At 73.3% G+C, this 21,431-nt stretch carries 15 protein-coding genes; 12 read left to right on the top strand and 3 right to left on the bottom strand.

The features are described 5' to 3' along the window. Positions 1-141: 141 nt before the first annotated feature. The 6 genes from ACZ6JT_RS12345 (at position 142) to ACZ6JT_RS12320 (ending at position 12,581) form a co-directional block, all read left to right on the top strand. The gene (locus ACZ6JT_RS12345; RefSeq protein ID WP_469209348.1) at positions 142-2,712 is read left to right on the top strand and encodes a serine/threonine-protein kinase; all 2,571 of its coding nucleotides are present in this window, start codon (positions 142-144) and stop codon (positions 2,710-2,712) included. 77 nt (positions 2,713-2,789) lie between these two features. Beyond that, the gene (locus tag ACZ6JT_RS12340) at positions 2,790-5,390 is read left to right on the top strand and encodes a protein kinase (RefSeq protein WP_469209347.1); all 2,601 of its coding nucleotides are present in this window, start codon (positions 2,790-2,792) and stop codon (positions 5,388-5,390) included. Between the two features lie 125 nt (positions 5,391-5,515). Then, positions 5,516-7,180, top strand: a complete 1,665-nt coding sequence (locus ACZ6JT_RS12335; protein WP_469209346.1) for a serine/threonine-protein kinase — start codon at positions 5,516-5,518, stop codon at positions 7,178-7,180. A 93-nt stretch (positions 7,181-7,273) separates the two neighbouring features. After that, a complete protein-coding gene (locus ACZ6JT_RS12330; RefSeq protein WP_469209345.1) occupies positions 7,274-8,902 on the top strand; it encodes a succinic semialdehyde dehydrogenase in 1,629 nt (542 codons plus the stop codon). A 9-nt stretch (positions 8,903-8,911) separates the two neighbouring features. Next, on the top strand, positions 8,912-10,771 hold the full coding sequence (locus ACZ6JT_RS12325) for a GMC oxidoreductase (protein ID WP_469209344.1): 1,860 nt from the start codon (positions 8,912-8,914) through the stop codon (positions 10,769-10,771). Between the two features lie 166 nt (positions 10,772-10,937). Next, positions 10,938-12,581, top strand: coding sequence for an LPXTG cell wall anchor domain-containing protein (locus ACZ6JT_RS12320; RefSeq protein ID WP_469209343.1), 1,644 nt, complete (start codon positions 10,938-10,940; stop codon positions 12,579-12,581). A gap of 262 nt (positions 12,582-12,843) precedes the next feature. Here the strand turns inward: ACZ6JT_RS12320 and ACZ6JT_RS12315 are convergent, their stop codons facing one another. Next, on the bottom strand, positions 12,844-13,107 hold the full coding sequence (locus ACZ6JT_RS12315; RefSeq protein WP_365478441.1) for a chorismate mutase: 264 nt from the start codon (positions 13,105-13,107) through the stop codon (positions 12,844-12,846). Positions 13,108-13,404: 297 nt separating this feature from the next. On the opposite strand from ACZ6JT_RS12315, the gene guaA reads away from it, so the two are divergent. The 4 genes from guaA to ACZ6JT_RS12295 all read left to right on the top strand — a co-directional run bounded on the left by guaA (position 13,405) and on the right by ACZ6JT_RS12295 (position 17,813). After that, positions 13,405-14,991, top strand: coding sequence for a glutamine-hydrolyzing GMP synthase (guaA, locus tag ACZ6JT_RS12310; protein WP_469209342.1), 1,587 nt, complete (start codon positions 13,405-13,407; stop codon positions 14,989-14,991). A gap of 155 nt (positions 14,992-15,146) precedes the next feature. Continuing rightward, a complete protein-coding gene (locus ACZ6JT_RS12305; RefSeq protein WP_469209341.1) occupies positions 15,147-15,920 on the top strand; it encodes a class II aldolase/adducin family protein in 774 nt (257 codons plus the stop codon). 117 nt (positions 15,921-16,037) lie between these two features. Beyond that, entirely contained in the window at positions 16,038-17,279 is a 1,242-nt protein-coding gene (locus tag ACZ6JT_RS12300; RefSeq protein ID WP_469209340.1) for a hypothetical protein, read from the top strand. Between the two features lie 18 nt (positions 17,280-17,297). Beyond that, entirely contained in the window at positions 17,298-17,813 is a 516-nt protein-coding gene (locus tag ACZ6JT_RS12295) for a DoxX family membrane protein (protein ID WP_469209339.1), read from the top strand. On the opposite strand, the gene ACZ6JT_RS12290 is transcribed toward ACZ6JT_RS12295, so the two are convergent. Both ACZ6JT_RS12290 and ACZ6JT_RS12285 read right to left on the bottom strand, forming a co-directional pair. Continuing rightward, positions 17,759-17,983: a hypothetical protein gene (locus ACZ6JT_RS12290; RefSeq protein ID WP_469209338.1), complete on the bottom strand. Its 225-nt coding sequence runs from the start codon at positions 17,981-17,983 to the stop codon at positions 17,759-17,761. The genes ACZ6JT_RS12295 and ACZ6JT_RS12290 overlap by 55 nt on opposite strands. Beyond that, complete coding sequence (locus ACZ6JT_RS12285; protein ID WP_469209337.1) at positions 17,970-19,271, bottom strand: PspC domain-containing protein; 1,302 nt, start codon at positions 19,269-19,271, stop codon at positions 17,970-17,972. Before ACZ6JT_RS12285 ends, ACZ6JT_RS12290 begins: the two co-directional genes overlap by 14 nt. Positions 19,272-19,402: 131 nt before the next feature. Between ACZ6JT_RS12285 and ACZ6JT_RS12280 the strand changes: the two genes are divergently transcribed. Together ACZ6JT_RS12280 and ACZ6JT_RS12275 are read left to right on the top strand one after the other, a co-directional pair. Then, positions 19,403-20,698, top strand: coding sequence for an ATP-binding protein (locus ACZ6JT_RS12280; RefSeq protein WP_469209336.1), 1,296 nt, complete (start codon positions 19,403-19,405; stop codon positions 20,696-20,698). Then, on the top strand, positions 20,695-21,384 hold the full coding sequence (locus ACZ6JT_RS12275; protein ID WP_385815187.1) for a LuxR C-terminal-related transcriptional regulator: 690 nt from the start codon (positions 20,695-20,697) through the stop codon (positions 21,382-21,384). Before ACZ6JT_RS12280 ends, ACZ6JT_RS12275 begins: the two co-directional genes overlap by 4 nt. The last annotated feature ends 47 nt before the right edge of the window (positions 21,385-21,431 follow it).

Genomic DNA, 21,431 nt, shown 5'->3' with positions numbered 1-21,431 from the left:
AACCGCGGACCCGGGGGGCCCGTCCGTTGCGGAGTGAGGAACAATGAGGGTTCTGCCGGGGCGGGTTACCGCGGGCCCCGGCCGCCGGGTCGCTCAGCCGCCGGGGCAGGCGGAGCAGCGGCAGGATCGCAGAGGGGACGCATGTCGAAGCCGGAGCACACCCAGTCACCTGCGGGGTCGCCTGCGGCGACGCCTGACAGTGTGAAGTCTTCGGCTGGCCACGCGCCTTCCGGGACGCCTGTGGCGAAGCCTCGCAGCGAGGAGGCCGAGTCGCCTGCGGCGAAGCCGGGCCGTGAGGCGTCGGCCGTCGCGGATGCCGAGCCTTCCGACGCACCGGCCGAGGCGGCGAAGCCCAAGCTGAGCAAGGCTGCGCCGGTGGTGGAGGCTGACGAGGCGAAGGCCGAGCCCGAGATGGCGAAGCCCAAGCCGGGCAATGCCGAGGACGCGAAGCCGAAGCTGGGCAAGGCCGAGCCCGAGGCGGCGAAGCCGAAGCTGGGCAAGGCCGCCCCCGCGGTGGAGCCTGACGAGGCGAAGGCCGCGGCCGAGGCGGCGAAGCCCAAGCTGAGCAAGGCCGCGCCCGTGGCGGAGGCTGACGAGGCGAAGGCCGTCGGCGTGCCTGCGGTGAAGGCCGAGGCCGAGGAGGCGAAGGCGAAGCCGGGCAAGGCCGAGGCTGAGGACGCGAAGCCCAAGCCGGGCAAGGCCGCGCCTGCCAAGGCGGGCGACGGGGTCAACCCCGTGGTCGAGAAGGCGGATGCCATGGCGGCCGCAGTCAAGGCCGCGGCGGCGAAGGCGGCCGCCGACGGGCAGCACGAAGGGCGCCTGCTGGCCGGGCGGTACCGGCTGGGAGCCGTGCTCGGCAAGGGCGGCATGGGTACCGTCTGGCGGGCCCAGGACGAGACCCTGGGCCGCACGGTCGCCGTCAAGGAGCTCCGCTTCAGCACCGGCGTCGACGAGGACGAGAAGCGCCGCCTCATCACCCGTACCCTCCGCGAGGCCAAGGCCATCGCCCGGATCCGCAGCGGCGGCGCCGTCACCGTCTACGACGTCGTCGACGAGGACGGCCGGCCGTGGATCGTCATGGAGCTCATCGAGGGCCCCTCGCTCGCCGAGTTCGTGCGGGAGAACGGTCCCCTGACCCCCCGTCGCGCCGCCGAGGTCGGCCTCGCCGTGCTCGACGTGCTGCGCGCCGCGCACGGCCAGGGCATCCTCCACCGCGACGTCAAGCCCTCCAACGTGCTCATCGCCGGCAACGGCCGTGTCGTCCTCACCGACTTCGGCATCGCGCAGGTGGAAGGCGACCCCTCCGTCACCTCCACCGGCATGCTCGTCGGCGCCCCCTCCTACATCTCCCCCGAGCGCGCCCGCGGCCAGAAGCCCGGCCCGCCCGCCGACATGTGGTCGCTCGGCGGCCTGCTGTACGCCGCGGTCGAGGGAGTGCCCCCGTACGACAAGGGCTCCGCGCTCGCCACCCTCACCGCGGTGATGACCGAGCCCGTGGACCCGCCGAAGAACGCCGGACCGCTGGCCGAGGTCATCTACGGCCTGCTGGTCAAGGACCCCGCGCTGCGGCTCGACGACGCCCGGGCGCGGGCCCTGCTGACCGCCGTGGTCAACGCGCCCGAGCCGGTGCCGGCCCCCGTGGCCGCCCCGGACGCCGCCGAGGAGACCCGGCAGATATCGCTCGCGGACGCCAAGGCGGCCGCGGAGAAGGTCACCGCGGAGAAGGCGGCCGAGAAGGCGGCGAAGAAGGAACGCGAACGCCGCGAGCGCGAGCAGCGCGAACGCGCCCGCGCCGCACTGAAGTCGGCCCGCAAGGCGGCCACCGCCGCGGCGGCCACGACGGCCGTCTCGGCCGCGGAGCCGCCGAAGGCGAAGCCGTCCCCCGTCGCGGCGCCGCTCACCGACGTCATGCCCCGGCGCACCATCGTGCTCGCGATCGCGGCCGTGGTCGTGGTGCTGGCGGTGGTCGGCTCGCTGATCGGCTACGCCATGAGCGGTGACGACAAGGGCGCCAAGGACGAGGGCAAGGGCGGCCAGCCGAGTGCCTCCGCCCCCGACAAGCAGGCCTCCCCGAAGCCCTCGGGGAACACGGGCGATGCGGCAGGCAACGGCAACGGCAGTGCGGGAACCGGTGCCACCGCCGGTGCCGGTACCGGCACCACCACCGGTACGGGCGGCGAGCCCGGCCAGGGCCAGCAGACCCCGGCCGCCGGCGCGGGACAGGGTGCCACCTCCGGGGGAGCCGGCGCCTCCGTCCCGGCCGGATACGCCCTCGTACAGGACTTCGGGTTCCACTTCTCGATGGTGATGCCGGAGGGCTTCAAGCACCTCGAGACGGCGGGCAAGAACTCGGGCGCCATCTACAGCCGGGCCAAGGACTTCCCGAAGATCCAGGTCGACTACAACAAGAGCCCGGGCGACGACGCCCGCACCGCCTGGCTCCAGCTCGCGCCCGCCGTGGGCGGCAGCAGCAGGGCGTACAAGCAGATCCGCATAGACACGGTGGAGTACAAGGGCTACCCGACCGTCGCGGACTGGGAGTTCGAGCGCGAGCAGAACGGCATCACGGTCCGGGTGCTCAACCGCGGGTTCAAGGTCGACGCCACGCACGGCTACGCCATCATGATCAGCTGCGCCGCCGACCAGTGGGACGGCGCCGAGTGCACCCAGATGCGCAACACCGCTTTCGAGACCTTCCAGCCGCTCGGCTGACCCTGGGACGCGGGCGCCCCCGGCGACGTATCGTGTCAGCGGGGCCCTGGGGGCCCGCCGCACTCGGGGGAGGCGATGTGGAGGAGTACGCGGGCCGGATCCTGGCCGGCCGCTACCGTCTGCCGCTGCCGCCGTCCGACGAGTACGAGCTGGTCGAGACCCGGGCCTTCGACACGCGCTCCGGGCAGGAAGTCCTGGTACGGCAGGTGCCGTTGCCGGAGGTCGTGGACGCCGAGCTGCTGGACGGCCCACGGCCCGTCCCGGCGGCGGCGCGCCGCGCTCCCGCCGACCTGCCGGCCGTGCGACGTGCCATCGAGGCGGCGCAGGCGGCGGCCTCGATCCCGGACCATCCCCGGCTGGACCAGGTCTTCGACGTCTTCGCCGAGGGCGAGTCGCTGTGGATAGTGAGCGAACTCGTCCCCGCCAGGCCGCTGGCCGCGCTGATAGCCGATGAACCCCTCAGCCCCTACAGGGCCGCTGAGGTGGCGTCGGACGTCCTGACCGCGCTCCGGGTGCTGCACGCGCACGGCTGGACGCACCGGAACATCACCGTCCGGACGGTGCTGGTGTGCGACGACGGCCGGGTCGTGCTGACGGGCCTGGCGGCCGGTGCGGCGGAGGAGGCCCTGTGCGGCTACGACCCCGTCCCGAGCGCCGCCGACTCCGACGGCGGAGGGGGCTGGGGTGCGGCACCCGCCACGGCCCCTGCCCCGGCCCCAGCTCCGGGGTGGGCTCCCGCGCCCGGACCTGCCCCTGCCTCGACTCCGGCCCCGACGGCCGCCCCCGCTCCGACGCCCGAGCCCGCGCCCGAGCCCGCGCCCGCCCCCGAGGCCTCCGCCGGGTACGCCCCGCTCGTGGCTCCCGGGTACGACACCGGGCCCCGGTACAGCGATCACATCACCCCGGGCCGGCCGCAGGACCGCCCCGACCTCCAGGCCGCCGCGCGGGCCGGGGCCATCGCCGCCTACCGGGCCGGGGCGCGGGCCGCCGCCGCCAAGGTCGGCGAGCAGCACCAGAGCGATCCCGTCGTCGTGCCGGAGCAGCGGCCGCACGGGTCGACCCTCCCGCAGGGGTACTCGTACCCCTACGGCGGCCCGGAGACGGCCTCGGCCGCCCCGTGGCACGGGGCCACTCCCCGCAACCACGCGGCGCTGCCCGCCCCGCAGGAGCCCGACCCGCAGGAGTCGCCGGAGCAGGAGCCGGCCCGGGAGGCCGCGACCCCGCAGGAGCCCCCGGCAGGGCCGCACCCCGGGTCCGCCCCGGAACCGCACCGCCGGGCCGAAGCGCCGGCGCAGCCGCCCGCGCTGCCCGCCCAACTCGCCCTGCCCCAGGGCTACCACCAGGCCGAAGCCCTGCAGCTGCCGTCCCCGTCCCCGTCCCGCGCGCCTGCCCCGGCCCCGTCCCCGGCGCCCGCGCCGGCGCCCGCGGACCCCGATCGTCCGCGGCCGGCCGGTCCCGGGCCCGCCCCCGCCGCGGGCGGTTGGGCCGGACCCCGGACCGGGCTGGACGCCGAGCGGGCGCGCCAGACGCGCATGGCCGTCGTCGGCGCCGTCACCGAGCGCTGGGCTCCCGAACAGGCCGGCCCGGTCCTCGGGCACTGGCAGCTGGCGCCCCCGGTCGGGCCCGCCACCGACCTCTGGGCGCTCGGCGCCCTGCTGTACCGCGCCGTGCAGGGGCACGCCCCGTACCCCGAGGACAGCGTGGCCGAGCTCGTCGACATGGTCTGCGCCGAACCGCCCGCCTTCGCCGAGGAGTGCGGGGCGCTGCGCCCGGTCGTCGAGTCACTGCTGCGTCAGGACCCGACCGAGCGGCCCGACTTCGAGGAGCTCCGCGGCTGGCTGCGCTCGCTCGTACGGTCCGCCCCCGAGCCGGACGCCGGGTTCGGGATGCTCCCGATGCCGGAGCCGGATCCCGCGCGGCTGCCCGTCGTACGCCGTCGCGGCGAGGTCCACGGGAGGCACCGCAATCCCGCGGCCCCCCGCAAGCCGCGCGCACTCGGCCGGACCCTGCTCGTCGGGATCCTGGTCCTGCTGGCCGGGGCCGTGGCGTACGCGATGCTGTTCATGCCCCGCTCCGGTGCCCCGGAGCAGCCGGGCGAGGGCCGGGGGAGCACCGGGCGGCCGTCGGCGAAGCCGAGCCCCTCGCAGGTGCCCACGGGTACGCCCGAGTCCAAGCCCGCGCCGCAGACGACCGCGCCCGCCTCTCCACCGGCGGCCCCCGCTTCCGCCCCGCCCGGCTACACCACGCAGCAGGACCCGGAGCACTTCGAGATCGCCGTCCCCGAGGGCTGGGAGCGGCGCGGGATCAACGAGTCGGGCCAGGTGCGCTACACGAACGGGCCGTTCGTGCTGACGGTGGTCCCCGGCCGGGACAAGGTCCAGGGCAATCCCGACCCGGCGGCGTACCAGAAGGACAAGGAGCCGGAGCTGACCCCGTACCGCACGTCCACCTGGTCGACCGTCGGGGACGTCAAGACCACCAAGGTGGGCCAGCAGCTGCAGGCGACGGGCCGGTACACGTGGATCGACGGGACCGGCCGCAACGTCTTCGCCCGCAACTTCGTCGTCGCGCTCGGCGGCAGCTACCACGTCGTCCTGGTCACGGGCCCCGAGGACGAGCAGTCCAAGGTCACCGAGGTCTTCGAAAAGGCCACGACGAGTTACAAGTCGGGCGGATGAGCGGATACTGACGACGGATCAGTACGGCGATTGCGTCACAGTGCGGCCTTTCGGCGGCCGGGCGGTTCCGGCAGCCCCCGTGGGCTCCGTAATCTGGCCTGAAGTGCAGAGAGCGGCGGGATTTCGTGGAACAGCAGACAGGTGGGGGCGCCGTGCTGGCGGGCCGGTACCGGCTCATCGAGCCGATCGGCCGCGGCGGCATGGGCAAGGTGTGGCGCGCGCATGACGAGCTGCTCCACAGGACCGTCGCGGTCAAGGAACTGACGGCGGGTCTGTACGTCGCCCAAGCGGACCGGGACGTCATGCACGCCCGGACGCAGAAGGAGGCCCGGGCGGCGGCCAGGATCCAGCATCCGGCGGTGGTCGTCGTGCACGACGTGCTGGAGCACGACGACCGGCCGTGGATCGTCATGGAGTACATCGACGGCCCCTCGCTCGCGGAGGCGGCCAAGGCGGCCGGGCGGATCGAGCCCCGCGAGGCGGCCCGGATCGGGCTGCACGTGCTGGGTGCGCTGCGCGCCGCGCACGCGGTCGGCGTACTGCACCGCGACGTGAAGCCGGGCAACGTGCTGCTGGCCAAGGACGGCCGGGTGCTGCTCACGGACTTCGGGATCGCCGCGATCGAGGGCGACTCCTCGATCACGCGGACCGGCGAGATCGTCGGCTCCATCGACTACCTGGCCCCCGAGCGGGTCACCGGCGGGATCCCGGATCCGTCCTCCGACCTGTGGTCGCTGGGCGCCACCCTCTACACGGCGGTGGAGGCCCGCTCGCCGTTCCGCCGTACGTCGCCCATCTCCAGCCTGCAGGCCGTGGTGAACGACGAGCCGCCGGCGCTGCGCCAGGCCGGAGCCCTGGGGCCGGTCATCACGGCCCTGCTGCGCAAGGACCCGGTGGAGCGCCCCTCGGCCGACGAGGCCGAGCGGATGTTGCTGGAGGCGATGGAGGGCCGGGAGCCGAAGGCGGCGCAGGCGTACGTGCCGACGCGCGCGGTGACCCAGGACGAACTGGCCCCGGCGCAGGAGCCGTCCGCCGAGCCGGCCGCGCCGGCGGAGCAGCGCGGGCCGGTGGCCGCGCAGCCGGCCGTGCCGACGACCTCGCAGACGGCGCCGCTGCCGGAACCCGCCGCGACCGCGCCGGTACCCGTGCCCGCGGACCCGGGGAGCGGCTGGCTCAAGCGGGCCGCGGGCATCGCCCTGGTGGCGGCGCTGCTCGGTGGCGGCGGTGTCTTCGGGGTGCTCAAGTACATCGGTGACGCGGGGAGCGGTGCGGACAAGAACGTCAGCGCCCCCGACGGGAAGGACGGCAGCGGCAAGCCGCAGGCGGCGGCTCCGCCGGCCGGCTGGAACAAGGTCACCGACCCGATGGGCGGCTTCACCCTGTTCGTCCCGGAGGGCTGGACGCGCCAGACGAACGGCGACCAGATCGACTACAGCCCCGACAGCGGGAACCACTTGATCCGGATCGCCGTCGACTCCACCCCGGACTACGAGAACCCGTACATGCACCTGCTCGACCTGGAGAAGCAGGTCAAAAAGCGGACGGACTACAAGAAGCAGCTGCTGAACCAGAACACCTTCAGGGACACCGTCCGCGCCGCGCTCTGGGACTTCTCGTGGACCGAGAAGCAGAACCACCCCGGTCCGCGCCGGGCCAGAGAGCAGATGTACATCGCTCCGGACGGCACCGAGTACGCGATCTACATGTCGAGCCCCGTCGGCGACTGGGCAACGACGCAGCAGCAGTTCGACATCGTGCTCAGCGGCTGGGAGCCGCCCCAGAAGCCCTGATTCCGGCATCCTGCCAGCGATCACTGGCGGAAATGGCAAAATCCGGTTACCGGCGGGTACCCAAAGGCTGTCCGGCGCAATACGCTCACCGGCATGACGGACTCGCAGGCCCCGGCCCCCCTCCGCACCGCACCGGAACCCACCAACCCGGTCGCCCCGGCCCCGGCCGGTGCCCGCACCGCCGCCGACGTGGTGACCCCCGACCTGGTCGCCCGGCTGACCCGCGGAGTGCTCGGCTCAGGGCGCACCGCCAACCACACCCCCTTCACCAGGGACCGGCTGGCGGAGCTCCCCGAGGCCACCCCCGAGGACGTGGCCGAGGCCTTCGAACGGGCCCGCGCCGCGCAGCCCGCCTGGGCGGCCGTCCCCGTCGCCAAGCGGGCGGCCGTGCTCCTGCGCTTCCACGACCTGGTCCTGGACCGGCAGGCCGAGGTGCTCGACCTGATCCAGCTGGAGACCGGCAAGGCCCGCCTGCACGCCCACGAGGAGGTCCAGGCAGTCGCCGTCTCGGCCCGCCACTACGGGCGCAAGGCCCCCCGATACCTGCGCCCCAAGGGCCACACGGGCGCCATGCCCACCCTCACCAAGGTCACCGAGCTGCGCCAGCCGCGCGGGGTCGTCGGTCAGATAGCCCCCTGGAACTACCCCCTGGAGCTGTCGGTCGGCGACGCGCTGCCCGCCTTCGTCTCCGGCAACGCCCTCGTCATGAAGCCCGACACCGAGACCGCGCTGACCGCCCTGTGGGCCCGCGACCTGCTCATCGAGGCCGGGCTGCCCGCCGACGTCTTCCAGATCGTCCTCGGCGAGGGCCCGGTCGTCGGCCCCGAGGTGGTCCGGCACGCCGACTACGTCTCCTTCACCGGCTCCACCCGTACCGGCCGCGAGGTCGCCCGCGGCGCGGCCGACCGCCTCGTCGGGGTCTCCCTCGAGCTCGGCGGCAAGAACGCCATGCTCGTCCTGCACGACGCCGACGTGGAGAAGGCCGCCGCGGGCGCCGTCCGGGCCTGCTTCTCCTCCGCCGGCCAGCTGTGCATCTCCATCGAGCGGCTCTACGTCCACGCCTCGATCGCCGACGCGTTCGTCGAGCGGTTCGCCGCCCGCACCAAGGCCATGCGGCTCGGCGGCTCGCTGGCCTACGGCGCCGACATGGGCTCCCTGGTCGGCGAGCGCCAGCTGGAGACCGTACAGCGGCACGTGGACGAGGCCGTCGCCAAGGGCGCCACCCTCGTCGCCGGCGGCACCGCCCGCCCCGACATCGGCCCCCTCTTCTACGAGCCCACCATCCTCGACGGGGTCGAGGCGCCGATGGCGGTGTGCGGCGAGGAGACCTTCGGCCCGGTCGTCTCGATCTACCGCTTCACCGACGAGGACCAGGCCATCGCCGAGGCCAACGCCACCGCCTACGGACTGAACTCCAGCGTCTGGACCAAAGACGCCCGCCGCGGCCACTCCGTCGCCGCCCGGCTGCGCACCGGCACCGTCAACATCAACGAGGGCTACGCCCCCGCCTACGGCAGCGCCCAGGCCCCCATGGGCGGCATGAAGGACTCCGGCCTCGGCCGCCGCCACGGCTCCGAGGGCATCCTCAAGTACACCGAGGCCCAGACCGTCGCCCACCAGCGGCTGCTCCCCATGGCGCCCTCGCTGGGCATGGACGACGAGAAGTACGCGGCGTTCATGACCCGCAGCCTCAAGATCATGAAGGCCCTCCGACTGCGCTAAGGGGTATCCGTGTCGCACGACGACGCATCCGACGCACCCGACTCCGCCGCCGCACCCGACTCCGCCGCCGATGCCGACGCCGCGTACGACTACGACGTCATCGTCATCGGATCGGGCTTCGGCGGCTCGGTCTCGGCCCTGCGCCTGACCGAGAAGGGCTACCGGGTCGGCGTCCTGGAGGCAGGGCGCCGCTTCACCCGCGAAAGCCTGCCGAAGAACAGCTGGGACCTGCGGAACTACCTGTGGGCCCCGGCCCTCGGGCTGTACGGGATCCAGCGGATCCACCTGCTCGGCAACGTCATGGTGCTCGCCGGCGCCGGCGTGGGCGGCGGCTCGCTCAACTACGCCAACACCCTGTACGTGCCGCCCGCCGCCTTCTTCGAGGACCGGCAGTGGGCGTCCATCACCGACTGGCGCGACGAACTGGCCCCGTACTACGACCAGGCCCAGCGGATGCTCGGGGTGCGCCTCAACCCGACCATGACCCCCTCCGACGTCCACCTCAAGGCCGCCGCCGAGCAGATGGGCGTGGCCGACACCTTCCACATGGCCCCGGTCGGCGTCTTCTTCGGAGACGGCAACGACGCCGAGGGGCACGCGAAGGCCCGCCCCGGCCAGGAGGTCCCCGACCCGTACTTCGGCGGCGCCGGCCCCTCCCGCAAGGCCTGCACCGAATGCGGCGAGTGCATGACCGGCTGCCGGCACGGCGCGAAGAACACCCTCAACGAGAACTACCTGCACCTCGCCGAGCGCGCCGGCGCCGTCATCCACCCCATGACGACCGTCACCGCCCTGGCCGACCACCCCGAGGGCGGCTACCGCGTCCGCACGGTCCCCACCGACCAGCGACGCAGGAGCGCCAAGCGCGCCGCCAAGGTGCTGCGCGCCCGGTACGTGGTCGTCGCGGCGGGCACCTACGGCACGCAGACCCTGCTGCACACGATGAAGGACCGCGGCGAGCTCCCGCGCCTGTCCGAGCGGCTCGGGGAGCTGACCCGGACCAACTCCGAGGGTCTGGTCGGCGCGCAGACCGACGACCGCCGCTACCGCAGACGGCACGGCGACGGCCCCGGCAAGGGGCAGCGGGCCGACTTCACCCGGGGCGTGGCGATCACCTCGTCCGTGCACCCCAACGCGGACACCCACATCGAGCCGGTCCGCTACGGCAAGGGCTCCAACGCCATGGGGTTCATGACCATCCTCCAGGTCCCCCACAGCAGGCACCGGGTCCGCGCCTGGCTGGCCAGGACCGCGAAGCACCCCGTGCAGCTGGCCCGTTCGCTGTCCAACCGGCGCTGGTCGGAGCGGACCATCATCGGCCTCGTCATGCAGTCGCTGGACAACTCCCTGACCACCTACCGCAAGCCCGGCGGCATCGGGAAGGGCCTGCTCACCGCCCGCCAGGGCCACGGCGCCCCCAACCCGGTGCAGATCGCGGAGGCCACCCGGGCGGCGACCCTGCTGGCCGAGGAGATCAACGGCTTCCCGGGCAGCAACATCGGCGAGCTGATGGGGACCCCGCTGACGGCGCACTTCCTCGGCGGCTGCCCGATCGGGGCCTCGGCGCAGGAGGGCGTGGTGGACCCGTACCACCGGCTCTACGGGCACCCGGGCATCTCGGTGGTGGACGGCTCGGCCGTCTCCGCGAACCTCGGGGTCAATCCTTCGCTGACGATCACGGCACAAGCGGAACGCGCGATGTCGTACTGGCCGAACAAGGGCGAGCAGGATCCGCGGCCCGAGCAAGGGGCGGCGTACGTCCGGCTGGAGGCGGTGGAGCCGGCCCGTCCGGCGGTCCCGAAAGAGGCCTTCGGCGCGCTGCGCCTGCCGTTCCTGGCGGTTCCCGAGGTCCCGCCGCGCCGGTCGTGACAGCGGCGGGTACCGCGCTCCCCCTCCGAGCGCGGTACCCGCCGCGGTACATAGGTGACAGATGTTCAGCCTTGATGGTTGTACCGGAATCTGTCGGGCCGGTCTGTGGCGTCGATCACACAGGGAAGTGTGCAACTGCGACTGATCTTCGTCAGTCAACGGCTGCATGAGAAAGCGCATCTCCTTGCTGGCTGTCTGCGGCCTCGCGGCCGTGGCGCTGGCCACCACTCCCGCACACGCCGCGGACCCCGAATTCCGGCTGGCCGGCCCGGCCGAGACCGGCCTGCGCCCCCACCCCGGCGCCGGCGGTCAGCCGCAGAAGACCTCGGTCGAGTTCCGGGTCCTCAACGGCACCGACAAGACCTTCGACCGCCAGAGCACCTTCACCATCGACCTGACCCCGCTCAAGGGCGTCGCCGACGTCACGCTCGCCGAGCACCAGAGCTCGGACTGCACGCTCACCGCCACGGCCGTCACCTGCAAGCGCTGGGCGCTGTGGACGGGCGACTCCACCGTCGTGGACCTGAAGCTCAGCGCGGCCAAGGACAGCACGGTCGGCGCGACCGCGGACCTCACGCTGACCGGCAAGGCCGAGGGCGCCACCTTCAAGGCCGCCACCACCAAGGTCCGGGTCGGCGGCCCCGACCTGGTGCTGGAGCCCGCCGCGCTCAAGGCGGAGCAGAAGCCGGGCGACAAGCAGGACCTGCCGATCATCTTCGCCAACAAGGGCACGGAGCCCGTCCGGGGCGTGGTGCTCGAAGTGCGCACCACGCACGGCATCGGCCTGGTCGAGCGGTACGACAACTGCTCCTACTCCGAGGACACGGGCGCGGACCGGCCGTGGAACACGGGCTGGACCACGGCGCAGTGCCTGCTCGAAGGCGAGTACCTGCCGGGCAAGGTCTACGGGGTCGAGGGCGCGCTGACCCTCAAGGCCGCCCCGCACGCCTTCGTCGACGCGGTGACGTACGCGGTGTACGCGAACGGCGACCAGCCGAAGGCCGACAAGCTCCGCAAGCCCGCCGCCGGCAAGCAGCTGACCCTGAAGGAGCGGGCGCCCAAGGCCTCCGCGCAGGTGGTGGACCTCGACCCCTGGAACAACGTCCAGGAGTTCGACTTCGCGACGCGCAACACCGCCGACCTCGTGGCCACGCCCGTGTCCCTCAAGGGCAAGGCCGGCGAGACGGTGCGGGCCGAGTTCGGCTTCCGCAACAACGGCCCGGCGTGGGTGGCGTACCTGCGTTCCGGCGAGGACGTCGCCCGTACGGACATCGTGATCCCGGCGGGCGCGAAGGTCACCAAGGTGCCGGAGCGCTGCCAGGGGGTCAACGCCGACGGGACCCACCGCGAGCAGACCCTGGGCGCGCCGCGCTACTTCTGCTCCACCGGTCACGTCGTGGGGGAGAAGGAGAACGTCGCCTACCCGTTCGAGCTGAAGATCGAGTCGGTCGTCGAGGACGCCAAGGGCTCCGTCTCGGTCGGCCAGTGGACGCCCGGCGGCACCCAGCCGCAGCAGTGGGACCCCCACCACGCCAACAACAAGGCGGCCCTCGTGATCAATGCGAAGGGCGGCGGCACCACGCCCAGCCCGACGCCCACGGCCTCGGCGACCCCGAGCGCCTCGGCCACCCCGACCGCGACAGCGACCGTTTCGGCGACCCCGGGCAGCGGCACCGGCGCCAAGGCGAACGGCAACCTGGCCTCCACCGGCACCTCGGCCGAGACGATCGCCTTCGGCGGCGCCGCGCTGGTGGCCGCGGGCGGCGCACTGGTCCTGGCGTTCCGCCGCAAGGCCGCCGGGCGCGCCTGACCGCGTACGCGCGACGAACGGAACGGCCGGCCCGGGGCGTCCCCAGGGCCGGCCGTCCAAGGGGTGACCGGGCTGCTGTCCCCTGCCGTCCGGTCACGCGAAGGAGCGAGGTCCCACGACGCGCGCTCCACGGGGCGCACGTCTCATCGCTCCCGGCGGAGCCACGCGTGGTGTTGCGGTTCCACGGCTGGCTGCCGCGGTCACCCTCACCAACGAAGGGTCCCGGGGGCGGTCACGGCTCCGGACGGGTGACGACCAGCCGTCACACGCGGCCGCGGCACAGCTCCAGGAGGGTCATGGCGAGGGCCGTGCCGGGCTTTCCGAGGGCGTCGCTCCAATGCGAGAGCACCTCCATCTCGCGGGTCAGGTGGACCCGGCGCCCGCCCGACGCGATCCGGGCGTCCTGGATGACCGTCGAGACGGCCATCCGCTCCTGGATCAGCCCGATGATCCGGTCGTCGATGGCGTCGATGCGCATCCGGGAGTCGGCGATCAGCTGCTCGGGGGTGGTGGTGATCGTGGTCATGGTCTTCTCTCCTGTCGGGTGGGGCCCGCAGGTCCGGAGAACGCCAGAGCGCCCCGGTCCTGTCGGACCGGGGCGCTCTGGGAAGTCGGCGGCTCAGGCGAGCATCACGATGACCCATGGCGACCGGACCGGCCGGTGCCATAGGTAAAGAGGAAGCTCAGCTGCTTGCGCATGAAGGGGATTATTACCCTCCGTCCCGCTCCGGGCCAAGCCGATTCGGATGGTGAGACGAAGAGGGGCTGACGGCCCCCGTTAGAATCGACAAAACAGCCACCTCTTCCGCCGGAAGGCCGCCCCGTGCCAGAAGCACCCTCCGCCGCCCACGACAGCGCCCCGGACACGGTTCTCGTCGTCGACTTCGGCGCCCAGTACGCCCAGCTCATCGCCCGCCGCGTCCGCGAGGCACGGGTCTACAGCGAGATCGTGCCGAGCTCGATGCCCGTCGACGAGATGCTGGCCAAGAACCCCAAGGCGATCATCCTCTCCGGCGGTCCGTCCTCCGTGTACGAGGAGGGCGCCCCGCAGCTCGACCGCGCGATCTTCGAGGCCGGTGTCCCCGTCTTCGGCATGTGCTACGGCTTCCAGCTGATGGCGGTCTCCCTCGGCGGCCAGGTCGACAACACCGGTGCCCGTGAGTACGGCCGCACCCCGCTGGCCGTCTCCAAGGCCGGCTCCACCCTCTTCGAGGGCACCCCCGAGAACCAGTCGGTGTGGATGTCCCACGGCGACGCCTGCTCCGCCGCCCCCGAGGGCTTCACCGTCACCGCGTCGACGAACGTCGTCCCGGTCGCGGCCTTCGAGAACGACGAGAAGAAGCTGTACGGCGTGCAGTACCACCCCGAGGTGATGCACTCCACGCACGGCCAGCAGATCCTGGAGCACTTCCTCTACCGCGGCGCCGGCCTCGCCCCCACCTGGACCACCGGCAACATCGTCGAGGAGCAGGTCGCGGCCATCCGCGAGCAGGTCGGCGACAAGCGCGCCATCTGCGGCCTCTCCGGCGGCGTGGACTCGGCGGTCGCCGCGGCCCTCGTCCAGAAGGCCATCGGCAACCAGCTCACCTGCGTGTACGTCGACCACGGCCTGATGCGCAAGGGCGAGACCGAGCAGGTCGAGAAGGACTTCGTCGCCGCCACCGGTGTGCAGCTGAAGGTCGTCGACGCGCAGGAACGCTTCCTGAACGCGCTCGCCGGCGTCTCCGACCCGGAGACCAAGCGCAAGATCATCGGCCGCGAGTTCATCCGCGTCTTCGAGCAGGCCCAGCTGGAGATCCTCCAGGAGGAGGGCCCCGCGGTCGCCTTCCTCGTCCAGGGCACCCTGTACCCGGACGTCGTCGAGTCCGGCGGCGGCACCGGCACCGCGAACATCAAGTCCCACCACAACGTCGGCGGGCTCCCCGACGACATCGAGTTCGAGCTCGTCGAGCCGCTGCGCCAGCTGTTCAAGGACGAGGTCCGGATGGTCGGCCAGGAGCTCGGCCTGCCGGACGAGATCGTCCACCGCCAGCCCTTCCCGGGCCCCGGCCTCGGCATCCGCATCGTCGGCGAGGTCACCAAGGAGCGCCTGGACCTGCTGCGCGAGGCCGACGCCATCGCCCGCCACGAGCTCACCGCGGCCGGCCTGGACCGCGAGATCTGGCAGTGCCCGGTCGTGCTGCTCGCGGACGTCCGCAGCGTCGGCGTCCAGGGCGACGGCCGCACCTACGGCCACCCGATCGTGCTGCGCCCCGTCTCCTCCGAGGACGCGATGACCGCGGACTGGACGCGCATGCCGTACGAGGTGCTGGCGCGGATCTCCACCCGCATCACCAACGAGGTGCCGGAGGTGAACCGGGTGGTCCTCGACTGCACGAGCAAGCCCCCGGGCACCATCGAGTGGGAGTAGGACCCCAGTCGGTCCCACCACCGCTCGAACCCGTTGCCGCCGCTCCCTCCGGAGCGGCGGCTTCGTCGTGTGTATGGCCACTTCGCGGGGGCGCCGGTACCTTGCGCCGCGACCCGAGGACGACCGTGGGCGAAAGCGACCGTGAGGAGTGCCCCATGCCGGACCGGCCCGTACCCGTGCCCGTGGAGCGGCTCGGTTTCGAGATGCCGCCCGTGCACGACACCGTCGAGGCGGCGCGCGCCCACCGCAAGGAGCGGCTCGCCGGGGCGCTGCGGCTGCTGGGCCGGCTGGGGTACGAGGACGGGGTGGCCGGGCAGGTCACCGCGCGGGACCCGGAGTTCGAGGACTGCTACTGGGTCAACCCCTTCGGGCTGCCCTTCGCCGCGCTCACCGCCCGCGACCTGCTGCTCGTGGACGGGGACGGACGGGTGCTGCGCGGGGAGCGCCGGGTCAACGAGCTCGCCTTCGCCGTGCACGCGGCGGTCCACCGGGAGCGCCCCGAGGTGGTGTCCGTGGTCCGCGCCCAGGCCCCGTACGGCCGGGCCCTGGCGGCGCTGGGCGAGCTGCTGGCCCCGATCACCGAGGAGGCGTGTGCCTTCTACGAGGACCACGCGCTGCTGGACGCGTACGCGGGGGCCGAGTCGGCCGGCCGGATCGCGCTCGCGCTGGGCCCGTACAAGGCGCTGATCCTGCGCAACCGCGGGCTGCTGACGGTCGGGGACTCGGTGGACGCCGCCACGTGGTGGTTCATCGCGGCGGAGCGGGCGGCGCAGGTGCAGCTGATCGCGCGGGCGGCCGGGAAGCCGGTGCTGATCGACCACCGGGCGGCGGTCGCCACCCGTGCGCGGTTCGGGTCGGATCTGGCCGCGTGGGTGAGCTGTCAGCCGCTGCTCCGCGAGGGGGACACGCCGGTGGCGTCAACATCATGAACCGTTAATCACCTGCTCTGACATCGTGCGCAATCCGGAGCACTGCCGCAGTGGTGCACAATTCGCTGGCATTGCACCGTAGTTCAGAGAGGCGGCACGTTCGTGGCTGTCCAAGAGATGTCCAGAGGTACCCATACCACGGCCTGCACCTGCGAGGAGTGCGCACGCGAGGGCCACCGCCGTGCCGTCACCGCCTTCCTGGAGAAGCGCGACGAGTTCGCCTCCGGGCTGGGCGTGCCCGCCGCCGTGGCCCACTCGCTCGGAGCCTCCCGCCAGTGGGTCTCCGACGAGCTGACCCTGTCGGCCCGTACCGTCGCCGACCGGGGCCGGGAGGCAGGGAACTCCTGGCTGTACCTGTTCTCGCGGCGGGCCGTCCTCGCCGTGTGGATCGCCGCCGGGGTGCTGCTGCTGGTCCAGGTCGCCGCCGCGCTCGGCACCGGCTGGTCCACGGCGCGCACCGCCGGGCTGCTGGCGGCCTTGGTGCTGGCCGGGCTGCTCACGGTCGCCGCCCGCGCCCAGTCGGTGCGCGGCGGGCTGCTGGCCCCGCTGGTCGGTGAGGACAACCGGCTCTCCACCTCCAAGGCGGTGCCCGGTGCCTGGGTGGTGCTGACGGCGTTCGCCACGCTGCTGCCCGCGCTGCGGCTGGCCGCCTCGGCGCCCGGGCCCGAGCGGCAGGCGCTGTACGCGGGCCTCGCGCTGGACCGGGCGCTGCCGCTGCTGGCGGTGGTCGCGCTGACCTCGGGGGTGGCGGTGCTCGTACGCCGGGTGGTGTCGGTGCGGATCATGGGGCAGCGGCTGCAGAAGCTGCCGGCGGACCGGCCGCGCGGAGTGGACCTGCTGACGGACGACGCGGGCCGCGGGAGCTTCCCCGACGCGCAGTACGTGCTCGTCTCGACGGTGGTGCTGGTGTACGCGGCGGCCTCGCTGGCCCGCTTCCCGGACCGGCTGCCGCAGCTGCCCTGGGCGCTGGCCCTGCTGGTGGCGCTGTCGGCGGCGGTGTACCTGGCGGCGAAGTACGCGGAGGGCACCCGCCCGCTCGTGCTGTCGGTGGTGCGCAGACGGGAGCCCGGGGATCTGGACGCGGCCGTCCGCCCCGGGGACGACATCGAGATCCGGGGCGTGGGCTTCGTGCCGCCCGGGGCGCAGACGCCGGAGATGCTGGCCCGGCTGGTGGTGCGGATCGGGGCGGTGCACGTGCACGTGCCGCTGGTCCCGGTGCCGGGCGGGTTCACGAACCCCTCCGACACCGTGCTGACGGTGCCGGTCCCGGCGGAAACGGAACCGGGCCGCATCGAGATCCAGGTGGTCACGGCCGCCGGAGTGGAATCCAACCGCTGCACCATCGACGTTGCCGAGTGATCGGGGTACACATGTTCCGTGACCCGAACCGATGTTCTTGAAGCCGAAGCCCCTCGTGACGCGGTGGGCCTGCGCGAGCTGGCGTCCCGGCACGCGCTGCTGCCCCTGCGGATCTTCCTGGGCGTGACCTTCGTATACGCGGGACTGGACAAACTGACCGACTCCGCGTTCCTCTCCGCCAGCGGTGACGGATCCATCGGCGACCTGATGCGTGGCGTCCGCGACACCTCCGCGGTCCCCGCCCTGGTGGACCTGTCGCTGAACTCCCCCGTCGGCTTCGCCGTGGCCCTGGCCATCGGGGAGATCCTGGTGGGCCTCGCCACCCTGGCCGGACTGCTGACCCGGGTCGCGGCCCTCGGCGGAGCGCTGATCGCGCTCAGCCTGTGGCTCACGGTGTCGTGGGCGGTGACCCCGTACTACTACGGCAACGACCTCATCTACCTGATGGCCTGGATCCCGCTGACGCTCGCCGGAGCCCCCTACCTGTCGCTGGACTCCGTGATCCGCTCGCGCCGGTCCCGGCGTACGGCGTAGGTCACCATCCCGACCAGGGCGGCGAACGAGAGACCGCCCAAGGTCATCGGGAGGACCAGGAACCACGGCAGATCGGCCTCGCCGGTCGCGTCGAGCAGGTACAGCACGCCCGCCGCGATGAGGACCAGGCCCGCGAGGAGCCGTCCGGGCTGGAACTCATGACGCCGCACGGGCCACCTCCACCTGTCCCACACCCGTGTTCAGGTGCAGCTCGATCGTTCCGCCGGCCTCGGTGCCGGCCGCCGGTGCCAGCGTCGCCCGCTGGTGTTCGCCGCCGCTGCGGATCCGTACGTCCCGGCTCGTCTCCCCGGGCATGTGGATGTCGCCCAGGCGGACCGAGACGTCGGCCTCGGCCGTCACCTCGCGCGGCAGGACCACCTTGAGCTGACCCGCGTCGAGGGAGGCGCGGACCGGGACCGTCGCGCCCTTCGGCACGTCCAGGCGGCTCAGGTCCAGGACGGCGAGCCCGGTGCCCGCCTCGTACGAGGGCCGTACGTCGGCCACCGCGGCGGGCCGCCATTCGGTCCGCCGCCAGTCGGTGCCGATCTCGCTCGGCAGCGCCGAGGCCACGGCGAGGAGCCCGGCCGTGACGACCGCGAGCAGGACGGTGCCGAAGCCGGTGCGGCCCTTGACCGAGCTGACGGCGAGGCCCAGGCCGAAGACGGCCAGCGCGCCGGCCAGGCCGATCTGCAGGGCGTGGCCGAGGGTGCTGCCCTCCCACACCGAGGCGGTGGAGACGATCCCGGCCAGCAGGGCCAGTACGAACACCCGGCCGCCGATCCCGCCGCGCCCAGGGGGCGCCGCCGCGGCGGTCTTGGGGGCTGCCGCGGCGATCGGGCCCGGGACGCCGGCGACCGCGTCGTCGTCCGGGCCCCACAGGTAGCCGCTCGACCCGACGGGGCCGGTGGTGCCGTCCTTGACGAGCGGGTCCCGCCACCACGACGGTCCGCCGGGCGCCGGCGGGGCCTGGGTCTCGGGGGTCGGCGGGCGGTGGCCCGCCGCGTCCTCCGCCTTCGGCGGGAAGGTGTGCCGGTGGCGCTGCGACCAGTACGCCGCCCCGCCGAGGGCGAGGGCGGCCAGCACCGAGAAGACCGCCAGCCCGCCGTTGTCGAGCATCGACAGGAACAGCGCGCAGCCCACCAGGGCCGCGAACACCGCGGCCAGCGTGGCGCCCTCGACCCGGCCGGTCAGCAGCTTCTTCGCCTCGCTGTCCTCCTCTCCCTCCTGCGGGAGCAGCAGCCACGCGAAGCCGTAGAAGATGAGGCCGAAGCCGCCGGTGACCGCGAGGACACCGAGGACGATGCGGAAGACCACCGGGTCCAGGTCGAAGTACCGGCCCAGGCCGCCGCACACGCCCGCGAGGACCTTGTCGCGCCTGCTGCGGCGCAGGGGCGGCCGGGCGTCGGCTGCCGGGGGACCCCCGGCGTCCGCCGCCGGGGCTTCGTGTACTTCGGTCATGGGTCCATGGTGACGGCCCGCGGTGGCGCGCGGCACCGGGCCCTACCCTGGCGCAACCCTGATATCCCCCGCGGAGAACTGGGGGGATGCCCTGATGCCGGGCCGCGGCCGCGCGTGTGACCCTTGGTGACATGCCCGTAGCCGCCGCTCCCCGTACCCCGCACGCACCGGACGTCGACGAACCACCGCAGCGCAAGCTCTACCGCAGCGCGGACGGCCGGATGCTCGGTGGCGTCGCGCGGGGGCTCGCGGGGCACCTCGGGCTGCCCGTGATCTGGGTCCGGCTCGCGTTCCTCGGCCTGTTCCTGTGGGGCGACGGGCTGGGCGTGCTGCTGTACGCCGCGTTCTGGGTCTTCGTACCGCTCGGCGTCGGCGGCCGCAGCGGGCACCGCTCCTTCTTCGAGACGCTCCCCGACGGCAGCCGCCGGCTGCGCAAGCCCGACCGCGGGCAGATCACCGCGCTGGTCGCCCTGTCCGTCGGCGCGGGCATCTTCATCTCGAAGGTCCAGGTCGGCGGCGCCTCCGGCCGGTACGTGTGGCCGACGCTGCTGGTCGGGGCCGGCGTGGTCCTCGTATGGCGGCAGGCCGACAACGCCCGCCGCGCCCACTGGACCACGGCCGCCGGGCGGCACGGGCGCCTGTTCCAGGTGGCCCGCGCCCTCGCCGGAGTCGCCCTCGTCGGTGTCGGGCTGACCGTCTTCATCGTCGTACGGGGCTCCGCCGCGCAGCTCGGCAACGTCCTCACCGCCACCCTCGCCGTCCTCGTCGGCGTCGCCCTGCTCGCCGGACCCTGGCTGATCCGGATGACCCAGGACCTCTCCGAGGAACGCCTGATGCGCATCCGCGCCCAGGAACGCGCCGAGGTCGCCGCGCACGTGCACGACTCGGTGCTGCACACCCTCACCCTGATCCAGCGCAACGCGGAGGACGCCGGGGAGGTGCGCCGGCTCGCGCGGGCGCAGGAACGGGAGCTGCGGAACTGGCTGTACAAGCCCGAGGGCACCGGCAAGGAGGAGGCGGAGGAGCCCGCCACCCTGGCGGACGCCGTGAAGAAGACCGCCGCCGAGGTGGAGGACCACCACGGCGTCCCCATCGAGGTCGTCGTCGTCGGCGACTGCCCGCTCGACGAGAGGCTGGCGGCACAGGTCCAGGCCGCGCGCGAGGCGATGGTCAACGCCGCCAAGTACGGTGGCGAGGGCGGGCCCGTGCAGGTCTACGCGGAGGTGGAGGGGCGGACCGTCTTCGTGTCCGTACGGGACCGGGGACCGGGCTTCGACATCGACGCGGTACCGGACGACCGCATGGGCGTACGAGAATCGATCATCGGCCGGATGCAGCGCAACGGGGGGACCGCACGGCTGCGGTCCGCGCCCGACGGCGGCACGGAAGTCGAGCTGGAGATGGAGAGGGCGGCGAACGCAGGATGACCGAGGACAGCGCTGTGACGGAGACCAGGAGGGTCCGGGTGGTCCTCGTCGACGACCACCGGATGTTCCGCACCGGAGTGCAGGCCGAGATCGGCGAGACCGCGCGGACCGGGGTCGAGGTCGTGGGCGAGGCCGCCGACGTCGACCAGGCCGTCACCGTCATCACCGCCACCCGGCCCGAGGTGGTCCTGCTCGACGTGCACCTGCCCGGCGGCGGCGGGGTCGAGGTGCTGCGGCGCTGCGCCCCCCTGATGGCGGCGGCCGACCACCCGGTGCGGTTCCTCGCGCTGTCGGTGTCCGACGCGGCCGAGGACGTCATCGGGGTGATCCGGGGCGGCGCGCGCGGCTACGTCACCAAGACCATCACCGGCACCGACCTGGTGGACTCGATCTTCCGCGTGCAGGACGGCGACGCGGTGTTCTCGCCGCGGCTGGCGGGCTTCGTGCTCGACGCGTTCGCGTCGACGGACGCGCCGCCGGTGGACGAGGACCTGGACCGGCTCACCCAGCGCGAGCGCGAGGTGCTGCGGCTGATCGCGCGCGGGTACGCGTACAAGGAGATCGCCAAGCAGCTCTTCATCTCGGTGAAGACGGTGGAGTCGCACGTCTCGGCCGTGCTCCGCAAGCTCCAGCTGTCCAACCGACACGAGCTGACCCGCTGGGCGACGGCCCGCCGGCTGGTGTGACGTACGACCCGCCTGACCTGCGGGTGTGACCCACACCGCAGGTCGGA

The sequence above is a fragment of the Streptomyces sp. NPDC046308 genome (assembly GCF_055588065.1).
The sequence above is the reverse complement of the archived record's forward strand: the minus strand, read 5'-3'. Positions and strand labels throughout refer to the sequence as shown.